The sequence below is a fragment of the Geothrix sp. SG200 genome (assembly GCF_022808935.1).
GTDB classification, from domain to species: domain Bacteria; phylum Acidobacteriota; class Holophagae; order Holophagales; family Holophagaceae; genus Geothrix; species Geothrix alkalitolerans.
Genome location: NZ_JAKZFR010000007.1, coordinates 40,954 through 56,202 on the forward strand (window position 1 = coordinate 40,954; position 15,249 = coordinate 56,202).

A 15,249-nucleotide genomic window follows, 5' to 3' on the forward strand; every position below is an offset into this window, starting at 1 on the left:
GAGCGGTCCCCCAGAATGAAGGCATGACCGCTTCCGCCCTTCCCCTGATTGCGATCGACGGCCCGTCCGGCGTGGGAAAGTCCACCACAGCCCGACGGGCCGCCGCGCGTCTGGGCTGGCAGTACCTCGACACCGGCGCCATGTACCGCGCCGCCACCCTGGCCCTCCAGCGCGCGGGCCTGTCCCTGGCGGACCGCCCCGCGCTGGAACGCCTCCTGGTGAGCCTGGACCTCGCCCAGGAAGGCACGCGCATCTTCCTCTCCGGCGAGGATGTCAGCGAGGCCATCCGCAGCCAGGACGTCACGCGCGCGGTGACGCCCGTGAGCGCGGATGCCCGCGTGCGCGAAGTGCTGGTGGAGCAGCAGCGCCGCATCGGCGCCTCCGGTCGCTGGGTGGTGGACGGCCGCGACATCGGCACGGTGGTCTTTCCTGGCGCCTGCTGCAAGATCTTCCTCACCGCCAGCCCCGAGGCCCGCGCCCGGCGCCGTTTCCTCGAGCTGGAAGCCAAGGGCCAGACCCCGGTGTTCGACGAGGTGCTCGCCGATCAGCGCCGACGCGACGAGGCCGACAGCACCCGCGCCGTGGCGCCCTTGCGCAGGGCCGCGGACGCCGTGGAGCTGGATTCCAGTGCCATGACCCTCGACCAGGTGGTGGACTGGATCGTGGCAAGGCACCTGGCGCATCCGTGACGCCCCTTCTGGAACCGCTGGCCGAAGCCTGGGAGGCCGAGTGGCAGCCCGTGGGAACCGCCGCCGTGGCCGGCGTCTCCCTGGGTTTCCTCCTGCTCGCCGTTCTCGCGATCCGCGCCGACCAGGGCTGGATCCCGCTTCTGGACGGCGTGAATCTGGTGTTCCACGAAGCCGGCCATCCCATCTTCGGCCTCCTGGGCTGGGAGGTCCTGACCATCCTCGGCGGGACCTTCATGCAGCTCCTGGTGCCCCTGGTCGCGCTTGGGACCTTCTGGCTGCGCCGGGATGCGGTGGGCACCGCGGCCACGGGCATCTGGGCCTTCGAGAACCTCCTGAACATCGCGCGCTATGTGGCGGACGCCCGCGCGCAGGTCCTCCCGCTGGTGGGTGGAGGCGAGCACGACTGGGCCACGCTGCTGGGGCGCTGGGGCCTGCTGACCCAGGACACGACGCTGGCCCGCGGGCTCCAGGGTCTCGGCTGGCTCGGCATGGTGGCCTGCTGGGCCTGGCTGGCCTGGCGGTGGCACCGGAGCCGCCCGGACCGCGCCTAGGGGCAGCCGCCATCACGCCTTTTCCGCTTCAGAAAACGGGCGCCTCCTGGCGCCCGTTTTCTGAAGCATGAGGACAAGCTCAGTAGCCCTCGCCCTCCGCCGCCGCCTTCACCTTCCCCCGATGGAAGCGGAAAAGGAAGGTCAGGTAGGCGATGGCGATGGGGAAGCCGATGAGCCACCAGACCAGGCCCGCGCGAAGGCCGTGGGAGCCCACGCTGGCGTTGAGGGCCGTCAGGTCGAACCGGGGGTCGAGGGTGGATCTCAGCATCACCGGGTAGACGCAGGCCGCGCTGGCCGCGAGGAGGCCGAGGATGAAGGCCCCGGATCCCAGGAAGGCCATCAGGAACCGCTCCCGCTTGAGACCCACGAACACCAGGCCCAGGCCCGCAAGGAAGATGAGGGAGGCCACCCAGCCCAGCGGGGCCTGCGGGAGGCGGTGGAAGATGCCGGGGTTCACGGCCGAGGTGGCGTAGCTGGCCACGATCCACAGGACCAGCACGGCGCCCCACAGCTTCATGCCGAGCCCCTTGGCACGGTCGTGCACGGCGCCCTCCGTCTTCCAGGCCAGGAACAGGGCGCCATGGCCGGCCACGGTCACCAGGGCGAACACCCCGATGAGGACGGTGTACCAGTCGAGGATGCCGGGCTGGGGGCCCTGGCGGAAGTTGGTCCAGAGCGCCATCTCGAAGTAGCCGCTCCCGTCCACGGGCACGCCCCGGAGGACATTGCCCAGGGCCGCGCCGAACAGGATGGGGAGCAGCACGCTGGAGAACGCGAAGGCCCCGTCCCAGAAGTGCCGCCAGAGTCCATCCTCCAGGTGGGACCGGAACTCGATGGAGATGCCGCGGGCCATCAGGCACCAGACCACCAGCCAGAGGGCGAGGTAGAAGCCCGAGAACCCCGAGGCCAGCACCTTGGGAAAGGCCAGGAACAGGGAGCCTCCGCCCGCCAGCAGCCAGACCTCGTTCCCATCCCACAGGGGGCCGATGGCGCCCAGCACCTCGCGGCGTTCCTCATTGGTCTTGGCCACCACCAGGTGCAGGATGCCGGCGCCGAAGTCGAAGCCGTCCATCACGACATAGATGGCCATCATCACGGAGACAAGCCAGAACCAGAGCATTTCCATGGCAGCCTCCTAGGCCTTCTGGGAGTGGGAGACGGGGCCGTGGGCGATCTCCCGGCCGATGAGGAAGAGCCACAGGACGCTCAGCACCACGAAGATGCCGGCGAATCCGAGCGTCGTGAACGCGGTGTGGCCTGCGTTCACCGTGGGGGAGCCGCCCTGGATGGTGCGCAGCAGGCCGTAGATGAGCCAGGGCTGGCGGCCGAACTCGGCCACCGCCCAGCCAGCGGCCGTGGCGATGTACGGGAAGGGGAAGGCCAGCATCAGTACCCAGAGCATGGGTCGCGCGGTATCGAGGCGGTTCTTCCAGAGCAGCAAGGCGGCCAGGCCCGTGATCGCGATCATGATCGTGCCCAGGCCCGCCATGATGTGGAAGCTGTAGTAGAGCAGCTCGATGTTCTGTGGCCACTGGTCCTCGGGGAACTCGAGCAGGCCCTTCACGTTGCTGGAGAAGCTGCCGTAGGCGATGAAGCTCAGCACGGCGGGCAGCTGGATGGGATTCTCGATCCGCCGCTGGGCCACGTTGGGCTGGCCCACCAGGGTGAGGTTGGCGCGGGGCCCGCTCTCGAAGCGGCCTTCCATGGCCGCCAGCGTGATGGGCTGGTACTTCGCCACGAGCTTGCCGGAGATGTCTCCCGTGGGGAAGGCCACGAGCACGCTGAAGATCAGGCCCAGGATCGTGCCCGCCCGCAGGTTTAGCCGGGCCTGCTCCAGGTGGATGCCCTTGAGGGTCCAGTAGGCGCCGATGGCCGCCACCACGAAGGAGGCCGTCACCACGGAGGCGATCATGTTGTGGGCGTACTGGCCCAGCGCCCAGGGGTTGAGCACGAAGGCCCAGAAGCTGGCGAGCTGGAGGCTGCCGTCGGCGGCATGGGTGTAGCCCACGGGATGCTGCATGAACGCGTTGGTGGCGATGATGAAGTAGCCCGAGAGCCAGCTTCCGATCCACAGCGCCAGGGCGGCCCCGAAGTGGCCCTTCGGCGAGAGCTTCTTCTCGCCCCAGATCAGCATCCCCAGGAAGCTGCTCTCCAGGAAGAAGGCGAACATGCCCTCCATGCCCAGGGTCTGGCCGATGATGCCGCCGGAGAATCGCGAGAAGGCGGCCCAGTTCGTGCCGAACTGGAACTCCAGCGGAATGCCCGTCACCACGCCCACGGCGAAGTTGATGCCGAAGATCTTGATCCAGAAGCGAGCCGCGTCGTTGTAGCGCGCCTCGCCCGTGCGGAGGCCCATGGCCTTCAGCACGACGATCACCAGGGCGAGCCCCATCGTCAGCTGCGGAAACAGGTAGTGGTAGGTCGCCGTGAAGCCGAACTGAAGCCTGTGCCAGAAAAGCGGATCACCCATGGTTTCTCCCGGAATGAATGGCCTGCGACGCCTCTGGATCCATGATGCGCGGCCAGTATCCCATGCCGGCCTGGATGGGGCCCACCCAAAGACTTGAAACCAAACGGGAAACCGTCGGTGATGGAAATCACTTTGTTTTTAATAGTCTTAAATCGTTATTTAGTCATATCCTATTTTCATCCCAGCGCTGGACCGCTCGCGGTTCCGGAAAGCTCAGGGGTAGGGGAGGCGGGCCCGGGGTGGGCCCGCCGTTTTATTGGTCCAGCCTCCGCGCCGGGGTTGACCGCCGGTCAGCCCTCGACCACGATCTCCGAGGTGATGGGCACGGCCGGCCGCAGCATGGCGGACACCCCGCAGTAGGTCTCCTCGGACAGCTTCACGGCACGCTCCAGCTTGTCCATGGGCAGGTCCCTGCCCCGGAACACATAGCGGACATGGATGCCGGTGAAGATCCGGGGATGCTCCTCCCGGGCCTCGGCGCTCACCTGCACCTCGAGGCCGTCCAGCTTCACGCGCATCTTCTCGAGGATGCTCACCACGTCGATGGCGGTGCATCCGCCGAGCCCGGCCAGGACGAGCCCCTTGGGCCGGGGCCCCTTGGTGGGCGCCCCGTCGCCGGCCGGCACGTCGATGTGGTACTGGTGGCCTTCCTGGTCCACCCGGAACGTCAGGCCGGATTCCCAGCGGACCTTGGCTTCCATGCGCGCCTCCCTACTCCGCCAGATCCTCCAGGATCGGGGCGGCCGCGTCCAGGATACCGGCGGCGATCAGATGCCGGGCGATGCGGACGGCGTCCAGGACCTCCTCCCGGGTGGCGCCCTCCTGCATCGCCATGCGCGCCTGCGACCGGGCGCAGCTCGCCTGGCGGCGGCCCAGCGCCGCGGCCACGGCCATGAGGTGCCGGTACTTCAGGGGGATCGTGCTCTCCGGCCGCTGCACACTGCCGTGGGAGAGCTGCGCCGTGGACATCAGCAGGTCTGGAGCCAGCTCCTTCAGCTGCCCCGGCCACTTCGGAAGGGTGTCTCCCATCTTCCCCTGCATCATCTGCAGGATCTGGTCGGGGGTGGGCGGGGTCTGGACGCTCATGGCAGGTCTCCGGGGGGTCAGGACAGCAAGGTGGCGATGCGGCGCCAGGAGCCGAGGTTGTGCACTTCCTTGAAGCCCTTGCGCTTGAGGATGGCGACCGCGAACCCGCTACGGCTGCCGCTGTCGCAGCAGAGGAGCACGGGGCGCTCGGGGTCGAGTTCCTTGGACCGCTGGTCCAGCTGGTCGGCGGGGATGTTGACGGCCTTGGGGTGCGAGGCGGTGCGGTACTCACCCGCGGTGCGGACATCCACGATCTGCGCCCCCCGCGCCAGCAGGGCCTTCACGTCCGCCGCCGAGGCGGAGCGGCGGCTCCACAGCAGGTAGCCGATGGCGGCCACCGGGATGAGGTAGATCCAGTATTCGGCCATCAGGCGCCCGCCTGCTGGAGGGCCGCCAGGAGCGTGTGCGCAGGCTGGACGCCCACCATGCGGCTCAGGATGCGGCCATCCTTGAGCACCACGAGCGTGGGAATGCTCTGGACGCCGAACTGGCCGGCCAGCAGCGGCTCCTCATCCACGTTGACCTTCGCCACGATGGCCTTCGCGCCCGCGGTCTTGGCGACTTCGTCAAGGATGGGCCCCTGCATGCGGCAGGGGCCGCACCAGGGGGCCCAGAAATCGATGAGCACGGGGTTCCCGTGAGAAGAGACCTTGTGGAAGGCCTCGGTGGTGAGGTGGATGACTTCAGACATGGCGACTCCAGAATCAGGGGGAAGAAGAGTTGTGGACACAGCAGTCCGCGCGGGTCCTACTTCGCCGCAGCCCAGAGCAGGCCCATCACGGCGCCATAGGTGATGGCGCGCAGCGGTGTGGCCGTGAGCGGGCAGGTGCCCGTGCTGCAGCCCACCAGCCGCTGGTAGGCGTAGCCCAGGACTCCGCCGACTGCGAGGCCCAGGAGGATGCGGAGGGCCATGGGCTTCACCGCGAGCATCCCACGCCCTGACCTTCAGGCACGCCGAGCTTGCGCAGGATGGTGGACATGAGGCACCAGTTGGTGAGGCCGCTCTGGAGCAGGTTCGCGCCCACGAACACGGTGAACCAGATCCAGTTCGGGTTGTGGAACTTCGCCAGGGCGAGGCTCAGCAGGATGAAGGTGCCGGCAACGGTGTGGACGATGCGATCGACGTTCATGAGTGGCTCCTATTCGCTGACGGGGGTGGAGGCCTCGCGCTGGAGGTCCGCGGCGCGGCCCCGGCGGGCCACGAGGTAGTAGAGGACGGGGATGGACGGCACAGACAGCAGGGTGGCCGCCACCGAGCCCGCCATGAGGCTGATGGCCAGTCCCTGGAAGATGGGATCCGCCAGCATCACCAGTGAGCCCACAATCACGGCCGCGGCAGTGAGGAGGATGGGACGGAAGCGCACCACGCCGGCTTCCTCCACCGCCAGCGCCAGCGGCATCCCCTCGCGCAGCTTCAGCTCGATGAAGTCCACGAGGATGATGCTGTTGCGGACGATGATGCCGGCGCCGGCGATGAAGCCGATCATGCTGGTGGCCGTGAAGAAGGCGCCGAAGAGGCCGTGGGCGGGAATGATGCCGATGAGGGAGAGCGGGATCGGCACCAGGATCACCCAGGGAATCTCGAAGCTCTCGAACCAGCCGACAACCAGCACGAAGATCAGCACCAGCACGGCGGCGAAGGCCATGCCGAGGTCCCGGAAGACTTCGAGGGTGATGTGCCACTCGCCGTCCCACTTCATGATCAGGTTCTCGGTGTTCTCGGGATGGGCGAGGCCCAGGCGGACCACCTCTGCGCCGCCGGTGCCCTTCATGGCGTCGATCTTCTTGTTGAGCGCCGCCAGGGCGTAGACGGGGCTTTCGATGGCGCCCGCCAGATCGGAGAACACATAGGTGACGGGCATCAGGTTCTTGTGATGGATGACCGGCTCCTCGGCGCCATCCTTCACCGTCACCAGTTCGCGGATGGGCACCATGCCCCGGGCCCCGGGAACGTAGAGCTGGAGGATCTGGTCGAGCCGCTGGCGCTTCTCGGCCGGGAGCTGAACCACCACCGGCACCTGGCTGGAGCCGCGCAGCACATGGAAGGTGCCGGCAGTGTGGCCGTAGCCGGCCATGTAGAGCGTCTGGACCACATGGGCGGGGGCGACGCCGTGGAGGGCGGCCTTTTCCCGGTCGAGCACCAGGCTGATCTTGGGCGAAGTCTCGTTCAGCGTCGAGTCGACATCCACGATGCCGTCCACGCTCTTGAACGCCCCCAGGACATCGCCGGCCAGCCGTGCGCGCTCGGCATCGGAAGGCCCGTAGACCTCCGCCACGATGGTGTCCATGACCGGCGGCCCGGGCGGGATCTCCACGAGCTTCATGCGGGCCCCGGCGGGCTTGGAGATCTTCTCAAGCTCGGGACGCAGGCGCACGACGATGTCGTGGCTCTGCTCCTTCCGGTCGCCCTTGGGCACCAGGTTCACCTGGATGTCCACCATCTCCGCCGCCTGGCGGAGGAAGCTGTGCCGGACCATGCCCACGAAGGTGAAGGGCGCGGCCTCTCCGGCGTACACCTGGACGTTGCGGACGGTGGGCTCCTTGAGCAGCCGGCGGGCGATGTCCTGGCCGGCGGCAAGGGCGTCCTCCCTCGGTGTCCCGGCGGGCAGGTCGAGCTGGACCATGAACTCCGACTTGTTGTCGAAGGGCAGCATCTTCACCTTCACCACGCCGAAGCCCACCAGGGACATGGCCGCCAGGAGCAGCACCACCACGCCGCCGAAGAAGGTCCAGCGGACCTTGGGCTCGTTGATCAGGGCCCGGATGGCCTTGCGGTAGAGCGCGGAGAACTTCGTGTCCGGCGCCACTTCGGGGTTCTTGTCCTGCCAGTCGTGCTCCGGCTCGGGGGCAGCGGTTTCCGGGGTCGCGGGATGAAGTCCGGACTCGTCCGTATCCGGCAGGTGCGCCTCCTTCTTGAACACGTTCAGGCTGGCCCAGGGGCTGATGACGAACGCGATGAGCAGGCTGAAGATCATGGCCACGCTGGCGCCGATGGGGATCGGGCGCATGTAGGGGCCCATGAGCCCTCGCACGAAGGCCATGGGGAGGATGGCGGCGATGACCGCGAAGGTGGCCAGGATCGTGGGATTGCCCACCTCGTCCACCGCCTCCACCACCACCGTGGCGAAGCTCTTGCGGAGGCCCGGAAGGTGCATGTGCCGGTGGATGTTCTCCACCACCACGATGGCGTCGTCCACCAGGATGCCGATCGAGAAGATCAGGGCGAACAGGGTGACCCGGTTCAGCGTGTAGCCGAACAGGTAGGTGATGAGCAGGGTGAGGGCCAGCGTGACGGGCACGGCCACGCCCACCACCACGGCGCTGCGCCAGCCCATGGTGAGCAGGATCAGCGCGATGACGCTCAGGGTGGCGATGAGCAGATGCTCGATGAGCTCGTTGGACTTGTCGCCGGCCGTCTCGCCGTAGTTCCGGGTGACGGTCACCTTGACGTCGTGGGGGATGAGGTTGCCGCGGAGGACCTCCACCTTGGCCAGGACCTGCTCGGCCAGGGCGGTGGCGTTGGTGCCCGCCCGCTTGGACAGGGCGATGCTCACGGCGGGCTCGAAGCCGGGCCGGGCAGCGTCCGCGTAGAGAACCATGGGCGGCTCGGGCTCGGGGGCGTCCACCACCTTGGCGACATCCGCGAGGTAGACGGGCTTCATGTTCCGCACGCCCACCACGAGGCGGCGCAGCTCGGAGGCCTGAAGCACGAAGCCGGTGGCCTCGAGCTCCGTGCGCTTGCCGTGGTCGACGAGCGCGCCCGCGGGCAGCTGGGCCTCGGCGGCCTGCAGGGCCGGCTGGAGCTCTCCGATGGACATGTTGATGGAGCGCAGGCGATCAGGGTCCGGCTCGATGCGGACCATGCGGCGGGCGCCGCCGATGACCTTCACCTGGGCTGTGCTTGGAACGTCGGACAGCTCCCGCGCCAGGACGTCGCCCAGCTTGCGCAGCTGGCCGGGGGTCTGGGCCGAGCCCTCGCTTCCATGGAGCGTGAGCACCAGGAAGGGCACGTCGTCGATGGTCTGGAGCTTGATGATGGGCTTCATGGCCCCGGGCGGCAGGATCTGGGGGTTGGCCGCCAGCTCCTGGTAGATCTTCACCAGGCTGGGCTCCTGGGGCTCGTTCACCTTGAAGCGCACGGTGATGAGCGCCATGCCCGGCGTGCTCATGCTGTAGAGATACTCGACGCCGGGGATGCCCCAGAGCCGACGCTCCAGGGGCGTGGTGACCTGGCTCTCGATTTCCTTGGGGCTCGCCCCGGGATAGGGCACGTACAGATCGACCATCGGCACGATGATCTGGGGTTCCTCCTCCCGCGGCGTGAGCACCACGGCGAGGATGCCCAGCAGCAGCGACGCCAGGACGATGAGGGGGGTCAGCTTGCTGCGGAGGAAGCCCTTCGCCAGCCGGCCGGCCAGACCCAGCTTGGGTTCACTTGCCATGGCTCACCCCGCCTTTGGTACGGTCCGAGGGGGACCGCCTGCTCGCTTCGCTCGCGAAGTCCCCCCCGGAACCCCCCACCTGCTGCTTCGGCGAAGCCGCAGCAGCAAGTCTGATCTCAACGGGCTGGCCGTCCTGGAGCGCGCCGGGATGGTCGATGAGCTTCTCGCCCTCCTTCAGGCCCGAGCGCACGGGCAGGTAGGCGCCTTCGGCCTCGCCCAGGGAGAGCCAGCGCAGCTCGGCATGCCCGTCCTTGGCGACGAAGACGCCCGTGAGTTCGCCCCGGTGCACGAGGGCGCTGCGGGGCACGGAGAACCCCTGGGAATCGGCCTTCAGGCCGGGCACCAGGATGCGGGCGAAGGAGCCCTGGCGCAGGCCCTTGGGCCTGAGCACCTTGGCGCGCAGGGTGCCCTTGTGGCTGTAGGGATCCCCGCCGGGCGCCAGGCCCGTGATCTGGGCCTCGCCTTCGGCGCCCTCCGATTCGAACTTCACCTTCGACCCGGCCTTGAGGCCCCTGGCCTCATCCTCGGACACGGTGGCGACCAGCTCCTGCTCGCCGTCGCCCACCAGCTCCAGCAGGGGCATGCCGGGCCCGACGAAATCGCCTTCGCTGACCTTCCGGGACTGCACCACGCCGGAGAAGGGGGCGCGGATCTGCGTATAGGCGATGTTGGCCTTCAGCGAAGAGACGCCAGCCTGGGCCTGGGCCACCTGGGCCTCCACCTGCTCCAGCTCGACGGCCGTGCTGGCCTTCTGGGCCTGGAGGGCCTGGATGCGGCGGTGGTAGGCCTCCACGGTCGCAAGTCCGGTCTGGGCCGCCTTGAGCTGGCCCTGGAGATCCTCATCGCCCAGGGCGATGAGCAGGGTGCCGGCAGACACGCGCTGCCCCTCCTGGACGAGGACGCGCTTGACCTGGGCGGCCATGCGGGTGGACATCGTGGCCGTGCGTGCGGACTGGAGGGTGGCGGCCACCCAGGCCCCGCCCTCGGGACCGCCATCAGCCACCAGGGAGACGGCCACCTTGGGCAGCTCCTTCGCCTCGGGCCGGGCCTCCTTGTGGCCGCAGGCCAGTGTCCCCAAGAGCGCGCCCGACAGGGCCAGGGCGGAAAGGGCGGTCTTCATGGCTTCACTCCTTCGATGGGGGTTCCGGTCGCAAGATCAAGGCTGGCGCGGCTCACGCGAAGATCGAACAGGCTCTGGAGAATGAGGGTGTGGGCGCCCTGGACGGCGGCCTCTGCATCGAGCACCTCGATGAGCGGCGCGAGACCCTCCTTGTGCCGGGCCTCCCGCAGCCGCTTGGACTCCTCGGCGGCGGCCAGGGACTCCTTCGCGGCGGCGTAGCGGGCCTGGGCAGCCATCACGCCTTCCCTCGCCACACGGATCTCATGCTCGGCCTGCTGCTGCTTGAAGTCGCGCATCTCGCGCGCAGCGCGCTCCTGGGCGCGGGCGGCCCGGGCCTTGGCCTGATCGGGCGCGGAGAACACCTTCCACTTCACGCCCACGCCGGCCCATGTCCAGTTCCCCTTCTCGGACCAGGAATGGTGGAGGGTGCCCGCCCCCAGCTCCAGCCCCACCTCGGGAAGCAGGCTGCCCTTGGCGGCCTTGGCGCCTTCGGTCGCGGCTCTGGCCTGGAGGTCGGCGGCGAGCAGATCGCCCCGCTGGCCGGAAGGGAGGCCCGCGGCGGGTTTCGCGGGCTCCTTCGAGGGGCGCATGCCCCCCTCGAAATCTGGGGTCAGTGGTGTCGCCAGGGGGCCCTCCACGGGACCGGTGCCTGTGAGCAGGCCCAGGCCCGAGCGGGCCGAATGCACCTGCTTGACCACCTCGGCCTTCTGCGCGTCGATCTGGGCGTGGAAGGCTTTCAGCCGCTGGAGCTCCGACTCCAGCATCAGGCCCTGCCTGACGCGGGCCCCGACGAAGTCTTCCATGCCCTGGATCCAGGTCCGGGAGTCCTCCACCCACTTGAGGGCCTGCTCTGCCACCTGCGTGCCGAAGTAGGCCTCCACCACGGCCTGGGCTGTCTCCTGCTTCCGCCGTTCCTGGCTGGCGGCCTCGGCCTGTGCCATGAAGTCACCGGCACGCCGGGCCGCGGTGATCCGCCCGCCGGTGTAGAGGGGCTGCTGGAGCACGGCCGAACCGCCGTAGGCGCCAATGGCATCCGGATGGTTCAGGCTGTCGGGATTGAAGTCCGCCATGGTGATCCGCGCCTGGTTCAGCTTGATGCCGAAGGCCATCATGGGCTCGTTGGTGCGGACCCCCTGGGCCTGGAGCGTCAGGCTCGGCAACCGGAGGTCGCGGTAGCCTTCGGCTTCCGCCTGGCGGGATTCCACCATGGCCTGACCCGCACGAAGGCCGCCTTGGTCCCGCCAAGCCTTCCGGATGCTGTCGGCCACGGTCAAGCCCTCCTGCCCCAGGAGGCTTCCTCCCGACAACAGCGCCAAGCTCAATCCCGTGATGGCTTTAATGTTCATAAAGGAATACTCCTAAACAAAAAAAAGCAACTGCATATAAAAGCATTCGTTCATTTAAGAGCCTTGTAGGTCATCTTTGCGCGGTCGGTCACATGACCGCACACCAGATCGCAGAGCTCACCCACCAGCGGCATCACGGGGGTGAAGTACACGGCATTGCCCTCGGGTTCGCGGGTCACGAGGCCCACACGCACCAGGCAGGCCAGGTGCTTCGACGCGTTGGCCTGGGACAGGCCCGAGGCCTCGGCCACGGCCCCCTGGCTGAGGGGGCCCTTGTTGTCGAGGAGCGAGCGCAGGATCTTCAGGCGGGAGGCATCCCCCAGGGCGCTGAACAGGCCGCTCACTTCTTCGATCATGGGATTGCTGAGCTGGTGGTTCACGACTTCAACTCCATGCGACTATATTCATCCAGTTTTCGGTCGTGTCAACCCAAAAATCTCCGCCCCACTGAAAAACTGTATATCCATCGGAGCATCCGGCAACCGACATTCCAGCCTTCTGCAGGGGTTTGCGGGGATTTCGTGATGGACATCATCCCTTTACCGGGAATATCCACCCGAAGCTCCGGGGGATGCCCTCCCGACCGCCAATGCTAGGCTGAGGAAGGAGGCCCCCGTGGAGGACCTGGACGCCCGCGCAGCAAAGATCCGCCTGCTCTGCACCGACATCGACGGGGTCCTCACCGACGGGGCCCTTCACTATGGCCCGGAACCGGGCCATACCAAGGCTTTCCACGTGCGGGACGGGGCCGCCATCAAGCATCTCCAGCAGGCGGGCATCCGCGTGGCGTTCATCTCGGGCCTGGACGCCGGGGCGACCGTGAACCGGGCCCGGGATCTCGGGGTGGAGGACTGCTTCGCGGGGCACTTGGAGAAGCTGCCCATCCTGGACCAGCTCTGCGCCAAGTACGGCCTGGCCTACGATCAGGTCGGTCACCTGGGGGACGACCTGCCGGACCTGCCCCTGCTCCGCCGGGTGGGCCTGGCCTGCTGCCCTTCGGATGCGGCGGACGAGGTGAAGGCAGTCTGCCACTGGACGGTGCCCGTCCCCGGCGGCCGGGGCGTGCTGCGCCAGGCGGCCGAGCGGATCCTGAAGGCCCAGGGGCGGTGGGACGAGATCGTGGGACGGTACTAGCCCTTCGGCCCAAGGGCCTTCAGGATCTCCACGAAGGGCACGAAGCAAAGCTGAACGCGAAAATCACGAATACGCCCTTCGGGCGTGCGAAGGGTGCGAAGAGGAGCCGACTCACCGCGGACGTCCCTCGCGGGCGGGGGCCCGGATGTCCTTGCCAAGGCACTGGGGAGAATGCCTTCGTGGCCTGCATTGGGCCCGGCGGGCCTATTTGTGTCCATCGTGGAGTTCGGTAGAAGCTCGAGTGGGCCGCTACTTCAGCCCGCGCTTCTCTAGCAGGGGCCCCACCTTGGGATCGCGGCCGCGGAAGTTGCGATAGAGCTGGGCGGGGTCGATCATGCCGCCCTTGGACAGCACCTCGGCGCGGAACCTGGCGGCGGTGGCGGGGTCGAAGAGGTTGCCTTTCTCCTTGAAGGCCTGGAAGGCGTCGCTGTCGAGCACGGCGCTCCAGATGTAGCTGTAGTAGCCCGCCGCGTAGCCGCCCATGATGTGGTTGAAGTAGGGGCTGCGGTAGCGGGGCGGGATCTCGGCGAGGAGGCCCCACTTGGCCAGGGAGGCCTTCTCGAAGGCCGCCGTGTCCTGCGGCTTGGCGGTGGTCAGCGTGTGCCAGTCCATGTCCAGCAGCGAAGCCGCCATGTACTCGGTGGTGGCGAAGCCCTGGCCGAAGGTGGCGGCCTTCTTCATCTTGGCCACCAGGGCATCGGGGATCACCTCGCCGGTCTTGTAGTGCCTTGCGTAGAGCTTCAGCATTTCCGGCTCCATGGACCAGTTCTCCATGACCTGGCTGGGCAGCTCCACGAAGTCGCGGGGCGTGCCGGCGGTGCCGCGGTAGCGGCCCTTGTAGAAGAGGCCGTGCAAGCCGTGGCCGAACTCGTGGAAGAGCGTGCGCACCTCGTCGGAGGTCAGCAGCGCCGGCCGGTCGCCGGCCGGGGCCGTGAAGTTGCAGACATTCACCACCACGGGATCCACCTGCTTTCCGTCCTTCACCCAGGCGGAGCGGTAGCTGCTCATCCAGGCGCCGCCGCGCTTGCCGGGCCTGGGGTGGTAGTCCACGTAGATCAGGCCCAGATGACGCCCGTCCTTCTCCTTCACCTCGAAGCAGCGCACATCCTTCTGGTAGACGGGCAGGTCCTTCACCTCCGTGAAGGTGATGCCGTAGAGCCGGCCCGCCAGGGTGAAGGCACCCTGCCGCACGGCATCGAGGGCGAAGTACGGCTTCACCGATTCCTCGTCGAAGTCGTACTTGGCCTGCTTCACCTTCTCCGCGTAGTAGCGCCAGTCCCAGGCTTCCAGCTTCTGGCCCGGCAGGTCCTTGGCCATCATGGCCTGCAGCTCGGCGCGCTCCTGCTTGGCGACCTCCAGCGCGGGCTTCCAGATCTGGTCCAGCAGGCCGTAGACGCCCTTGGGATCCTTGGCCATGTTCTCTTCGAGGACGAAGTCCGCCCAGGTGCGGTAGCCCAGCAGCTGGGCCTTCTCGACGCGCAGGGCGGCCACCTGGGCCACGATGGCATTGGTGTCCGTGTCGCCGCCCTGGTTGCAACGCTCCAGGTAGCCCGTGAGGATCCGCTTCCGCAGCTCGCGGTTCTGGGCGTACTCCAGGAAGGGCCAGATGCTGGGGCCATCCAAGGTGAACAGCCACTTCCCGTCCTGCCCCGCCTTCTTCGCCGCGGCCGCCGCGGCCAGGCGCGTGCCCTCGGGCAGGCCCGCCAGGTCGGCCGGGTCCGTCACCACCATCTGGAAGGCCTTGGTGGCCTTGAGGAGGCGGTCGCCGAAGTCGACGCCAAGCTTGGACAGCTCGGCATTGATGGCCCGCATGCGGGTCTGCTGGGCGGGCGTGAGCGCGGCGCCGGCCCGGACGAAGCCCTTGTAGGTGCGCTCCAGGAGGCGGGCCTGGTCGGGCTCCAGCTTCAGCGCGGCCCGGCCGTCCCACACGGCCTTCACGCGACCGAAGAGCTTCGCATCCAGGTTGATGTCGTCGCGGTGGGCGGCGAGGAGGGGCATCACCTCGCGGTTCACAGCCTGGAGCTTCGGGTTCGTCTCGGCACCCGTGAGGTTGAAGAAGACCGACCCGATGCGGTCCATGAACTGGCCGGACAGGTCCAGGGCCACGATGGTGTTGGCGAAGGTGGGAGCCTCCTTGGCCTCCGCGATGCTGGCCACTTCGGCCTTCTGGCGGGCCATGCCCTCCCTGAAGGCCGGAAGGAAATGCGCCTCCTTGATTTCCGCGAAGGGCGGCACGCCGAAGGGCGTCTTCCACTCCGAGAAGAAGGGATTGGCGGCGACAGACGGATCGGCGGCGAGGGCGGGCAGGGTCATGAGGGCGGCCAAGGCGGAAGCGGGACGCATGGAAGGCTCCTGGGGGGTCATACCCCACTCTAGCATCATCTTACGAGGGGTCGCCTCCCGGATGAGCC

16 protein-coding genes are annotated in these 15,249 nt (G+C 68.0%); 3 read left to right on the forward strand and 13 right to left on the reverse strand.

Annotation, left to right across the window (positions count from 1 at the left end; translation table 11 throughout):
- Window positions 1-23 precede the first annotated feature (23 nt).
- Window positions 24-689, forward strand: coding sequence for a (d)CMP kinase (gene cmk, locus ML539_RS13465; protein WP_243324654.1), 666 nt, complete (start codon window positions 24-26; stop codon window positions 687-689).
- The gene (locus ML539_RS13470) at window positions 686-1,240 is read left to right on the forward strand and encodes a hypothetical protein (protein WP_243324656.1); all 555 of its coding nucleotides are present in this window, start codon (window positions 686-688) and stop codon (window positions 1,238-1,240) included. Before cmk ends, ML539_RS13470 begins: the two co-directional genes overlap by 4 nt.
- Before the next feature lie 79 nt (window positions 1,241-1,319).
- On the opposite strand, the gene cydB is transcribed toward ML539_RS13470, so the two are convergent.
- The 12 genes from cydB to ML539_RS13530 form a co-directional block, all read right to left on the reverse strand.
- Window positions 1,320-2,366, reverse strand: a complete 1,047-nt coding sequence (cydB, locus tag ML539_RS13475) for a cytochrome d ubiquinol oxidase subunit II (RefSeq protein WP_243324658.1) — start codon at window positions 2,364-2,366, stop codon at window positions 1,320-1,322.
- A gap of 9 nt (window positions 2,367-2,375) precedes the next feature.
- The gene (locus ML539_RS13480; RefSeq protein ID WP_243324659.1) at window positions 2,376-3,710 is read right to left on the reverse strand and encodes a cytochrome ubiquinol oxidase subunit I; all 1,335 of its coding nucleotides are present in this window, start codon (window positions 3,708-3,710) and stop codon (window positions 2,376-2,378) included.
- Between the two features lie 290 nt (window positions 3,711-4,000).
- Window positions 4,001-4,411, reverse strand: coding sequence for an OsmC family protein (locus tag ML539_RS13485; protein WP_243324660.1), 411 nt, complete (start codon window positions 4,409-4,411; stop codon window positions 4,001-4,003).
- A 10-nt stretch (window positions 4,412-4,421) separates the two neighbouring features.
- On the reverse strand, window positions 4,422-4,796 hold the full coding sequence (locus ML539_RS13490; RefSeq protein WP_243324664.1) for a carboxymuconolactone decarboxylase family protein: 375 nt from the start codon (window positions 4,794-4,796) through the stop codon (window positions 4,422-4,424).
- A gap of 17 nt (window positions 4,797-4,813) precedes the next feature.
- Window positions 4,814-5,164: a rhodanese-like domain-containing protein gene (locus ML539_RS13495; RefSeq protein WP_243324666.1), complete on the reverse strand. Its 351-nt coding sequence runs from the start codon at window positions 5,162-5,164 to the stop codon at window positions 4,814-4,816.
- Window positions 5,164-5,487 carry a thioredoxin gene (gene trxA / locus ML539_RS13500; protein ID WP_243324669.1) on the reverse strand — a complete coding sequence of 108 codons (324 nt, stop codon included), beginning with the start codon at window positions 5,485-5,487 and terminating at the stop codon, window positions 5,164-5,166. Before trxA ends, ML539_RS13495 begins: the two co-directional genes overlap by 1 nt.
- A 56-nt stretch (window positions 5,488-5,543) precedes the next feature.
- The gene (locus ML539_RS13505) at window positions 5,544-5,708 is read right to left on the reverse strand and encodes a DUF6132 family protein (protein ID WP_243304550.1); all 165 of its coding nucleotides are present in this window, start codon (window positions 5,706-5,708) and stop codon (window positions 5,544-5,546) included.
- 5 nt (window positions 5,709-5,713) lie between these two features.
- Window positions 5,714-5,926 (reverse strand): DUF2892 domain-containing protein, encoded by a 213-nt coding sequence (locus ML539_RS13510; protein WP_243324670.1) that lies wholly within the window; start codon window positions 5,924-5,926, stop codon window positions 5,714-5,716.
- 9 nt (window positions 5,927-5,935) lie between these two features.
- Window positions 5,936-9,238 (reverse strand): efflux RND transporter permease subunit, encoded by a 3,303-nt coding sequence (locus tag ML539_RS13515; RefSeq protein ID WP_243324680.1) that lies wholly within the window; start codon window positions 9,236-9,238, stop codon window positions 5,936-5,938.
- Window positions 9,228-10,358 (reverse strand): efflux RND transporter periplasmic adaptor subunit, encoded by a 1,131-nt coding sequence (locus tag ML539_RS13520; RefSeq protein WP_243324681.1) that lies wholly within the window; start codon window positions 10,356-10,358, stop codon window positions 9,228-9,230. The genes ML539_RS13515 and ML539_RS13520 overlap by 11 nt, the downstream gene beginning before the upstream one ends.
- The gene (locus ML539_RS13525) at window positions 10,355-11,704 is read right to left on the reverse strand and encodes a TolC family protein (RefSeq protein ID WP_243324683.1); all 1,350 of its coding nucleotides are present in this window, start codon (window positions 11,702-11,704) and stop codon (window positions 10,355-10,357) included. The genes ML539_RS13520 and ML539_RS13525 overlap by 4 nt, the downstream gene beginning before the upstream one ends.
- Window positions 11,705-11,754: 50 nt before the next feature.
- Complete coding sequence (locus ML539_RS13530; RefSeq protein WP_243287650.1) at window positions 11,755-12,084, reverse strand: metalloregulator ArsR/SmtB family transcription factor; 330 nt, start codon at window positions 12,082-12,084, stop codon at window positions 11,755-11,757.
- 235 nt (window positions 12,085-12,319) lie between these two features.
- Here ML539_RS13530 and ML539_RS13535 point away from each other — a divergent pair, with 235 nt between their 5' ends.
- Window positions 12,320-12,838 carry an HAD hydrolase family protein gene (locus ML539_RS13535; protein ID WP_243324684.1) on the forward strand — a complete coding sequence of 173 codons (519 nt, stop codon included), beginning with the start codon at window positions 12,320-12,322 and terminating at the stop codon, window positions 12,836-12,838.
- 249 nt (window positions 12,839-13,087) lie between these two features.
- On the opposite strand, the gene ML539_RS13540 is transcribed toward ML539_RS13535, so the two are convergent.
- Entirely contained in the window at window positions 13,088-15,181 is a 2,094-nt protein-coding gene (locus ML539_RS13540; protein WP_243324686.1) for a M3 family metallopeptidase, read from the reverse strand.
- Window positions 15,182-15,249: the final 68 nt, after the last annotated feature.

What these genes read in the sequence shown, in the direction of transcription:
- cmk (WP_243324654.1), top strand. Translation starts at nt 24, where the DNA reads ATGACCGCTTCCGCCCTTCCCCTGATTGCGATCGACGGCCCGTCCGGC.
- cydB (WP_243324658.1), bottom strand. Translation starts at nt 2,366, where the DNA reads ATGGAAATGCTCTGGTTCTGGCTTGTCTCCGTGATGATGGCCATCTAT.
- ML539_RS13480 (WP_243324659.1), bottom strand. Translation starts at nt 3,710, where the DNA reads ATGGGTGATCCGCTTTTCTGGCACAGGCTTCAGTTCGGCTTCACGGCG.
- ML539_RS13485 (WP_243324660.1), bottom strand. Translation starts at nt 4,411, where the DNA reads ATGGAAGCCAAGGTCCGCTGGGAATCCGGCCTGACGTTCCGGGTGGAC.
- ML539_RS13490 (WP_243324664.1), bottom strand. Translation starts at nt 4,796, where the DNA reads ATGAGCGTCCAGACCCCGCCCACCCCCGACCAGATCCTGCAGATGATG.
- ML539_RS13495 (WP_243324666.1), bottom strand. Translation starts at nt 5,164, where the DNA reads ATGGCCGAATACTGGATCTACCTCATCCCGGTGGCCGCCATCGGCTAC.
- trxA (WP_243324669.1), bottom strand. Translation starts at nt 5,487, where the DNA reads ATGTCTGAAGTCATCCACCTCACCACCGAGGCCTTCCACAAGGTCTCT.
- ML539_RS13505 (WP_243304550.1), bottom strand. Translation starts at nt 5,708, where the DNA reads ATGGCCCTCCGCATCCTCCTGGGCCTCGCAGTCGGCGGAGTCCTGGGC.
- ML539_RS13510 (WP_243324670.1), bottom strand. Translation starts at nt 5,926, where the DNA reads ATGAACGTCGATCGCATCGTCCACACCGTTGCCGGCACCTTCATCCTG.
- ML539_RS13515 (WP_243324680.1), bottom strand. Translation starts at nt 9,238, where the DNA reads ATGGCAAGTGAACCCAAGCTGGGTCTGGCCGGCCGGCTGGCGAAGGGC.
- ML539_RS13520 (WP_243324681.1), bottom strand. Translation starts at nt 10,358, where the DNA reads ATGAAGACCGCCCTTTCCGCCCTGGCCCTGTCGGGCGCGCTCTTGGGG.
- ML539_RS13525 (WP_243324683.1), bottom strand. Translation starts at nt 11,704, where the DNA reads ATGAACATTAAAGCCATCACGGGATTGAGCTTGGCGCTGTTGTCGGGA.
- ML539_RS13540 (WP_243324686.1), bottom strand. Translation starts at nt 15,181, where the DNA reads ATGCGTCCCGCTTCCGCCTTGGCCGCCCTCATGACCCTGCCCGCCCTC.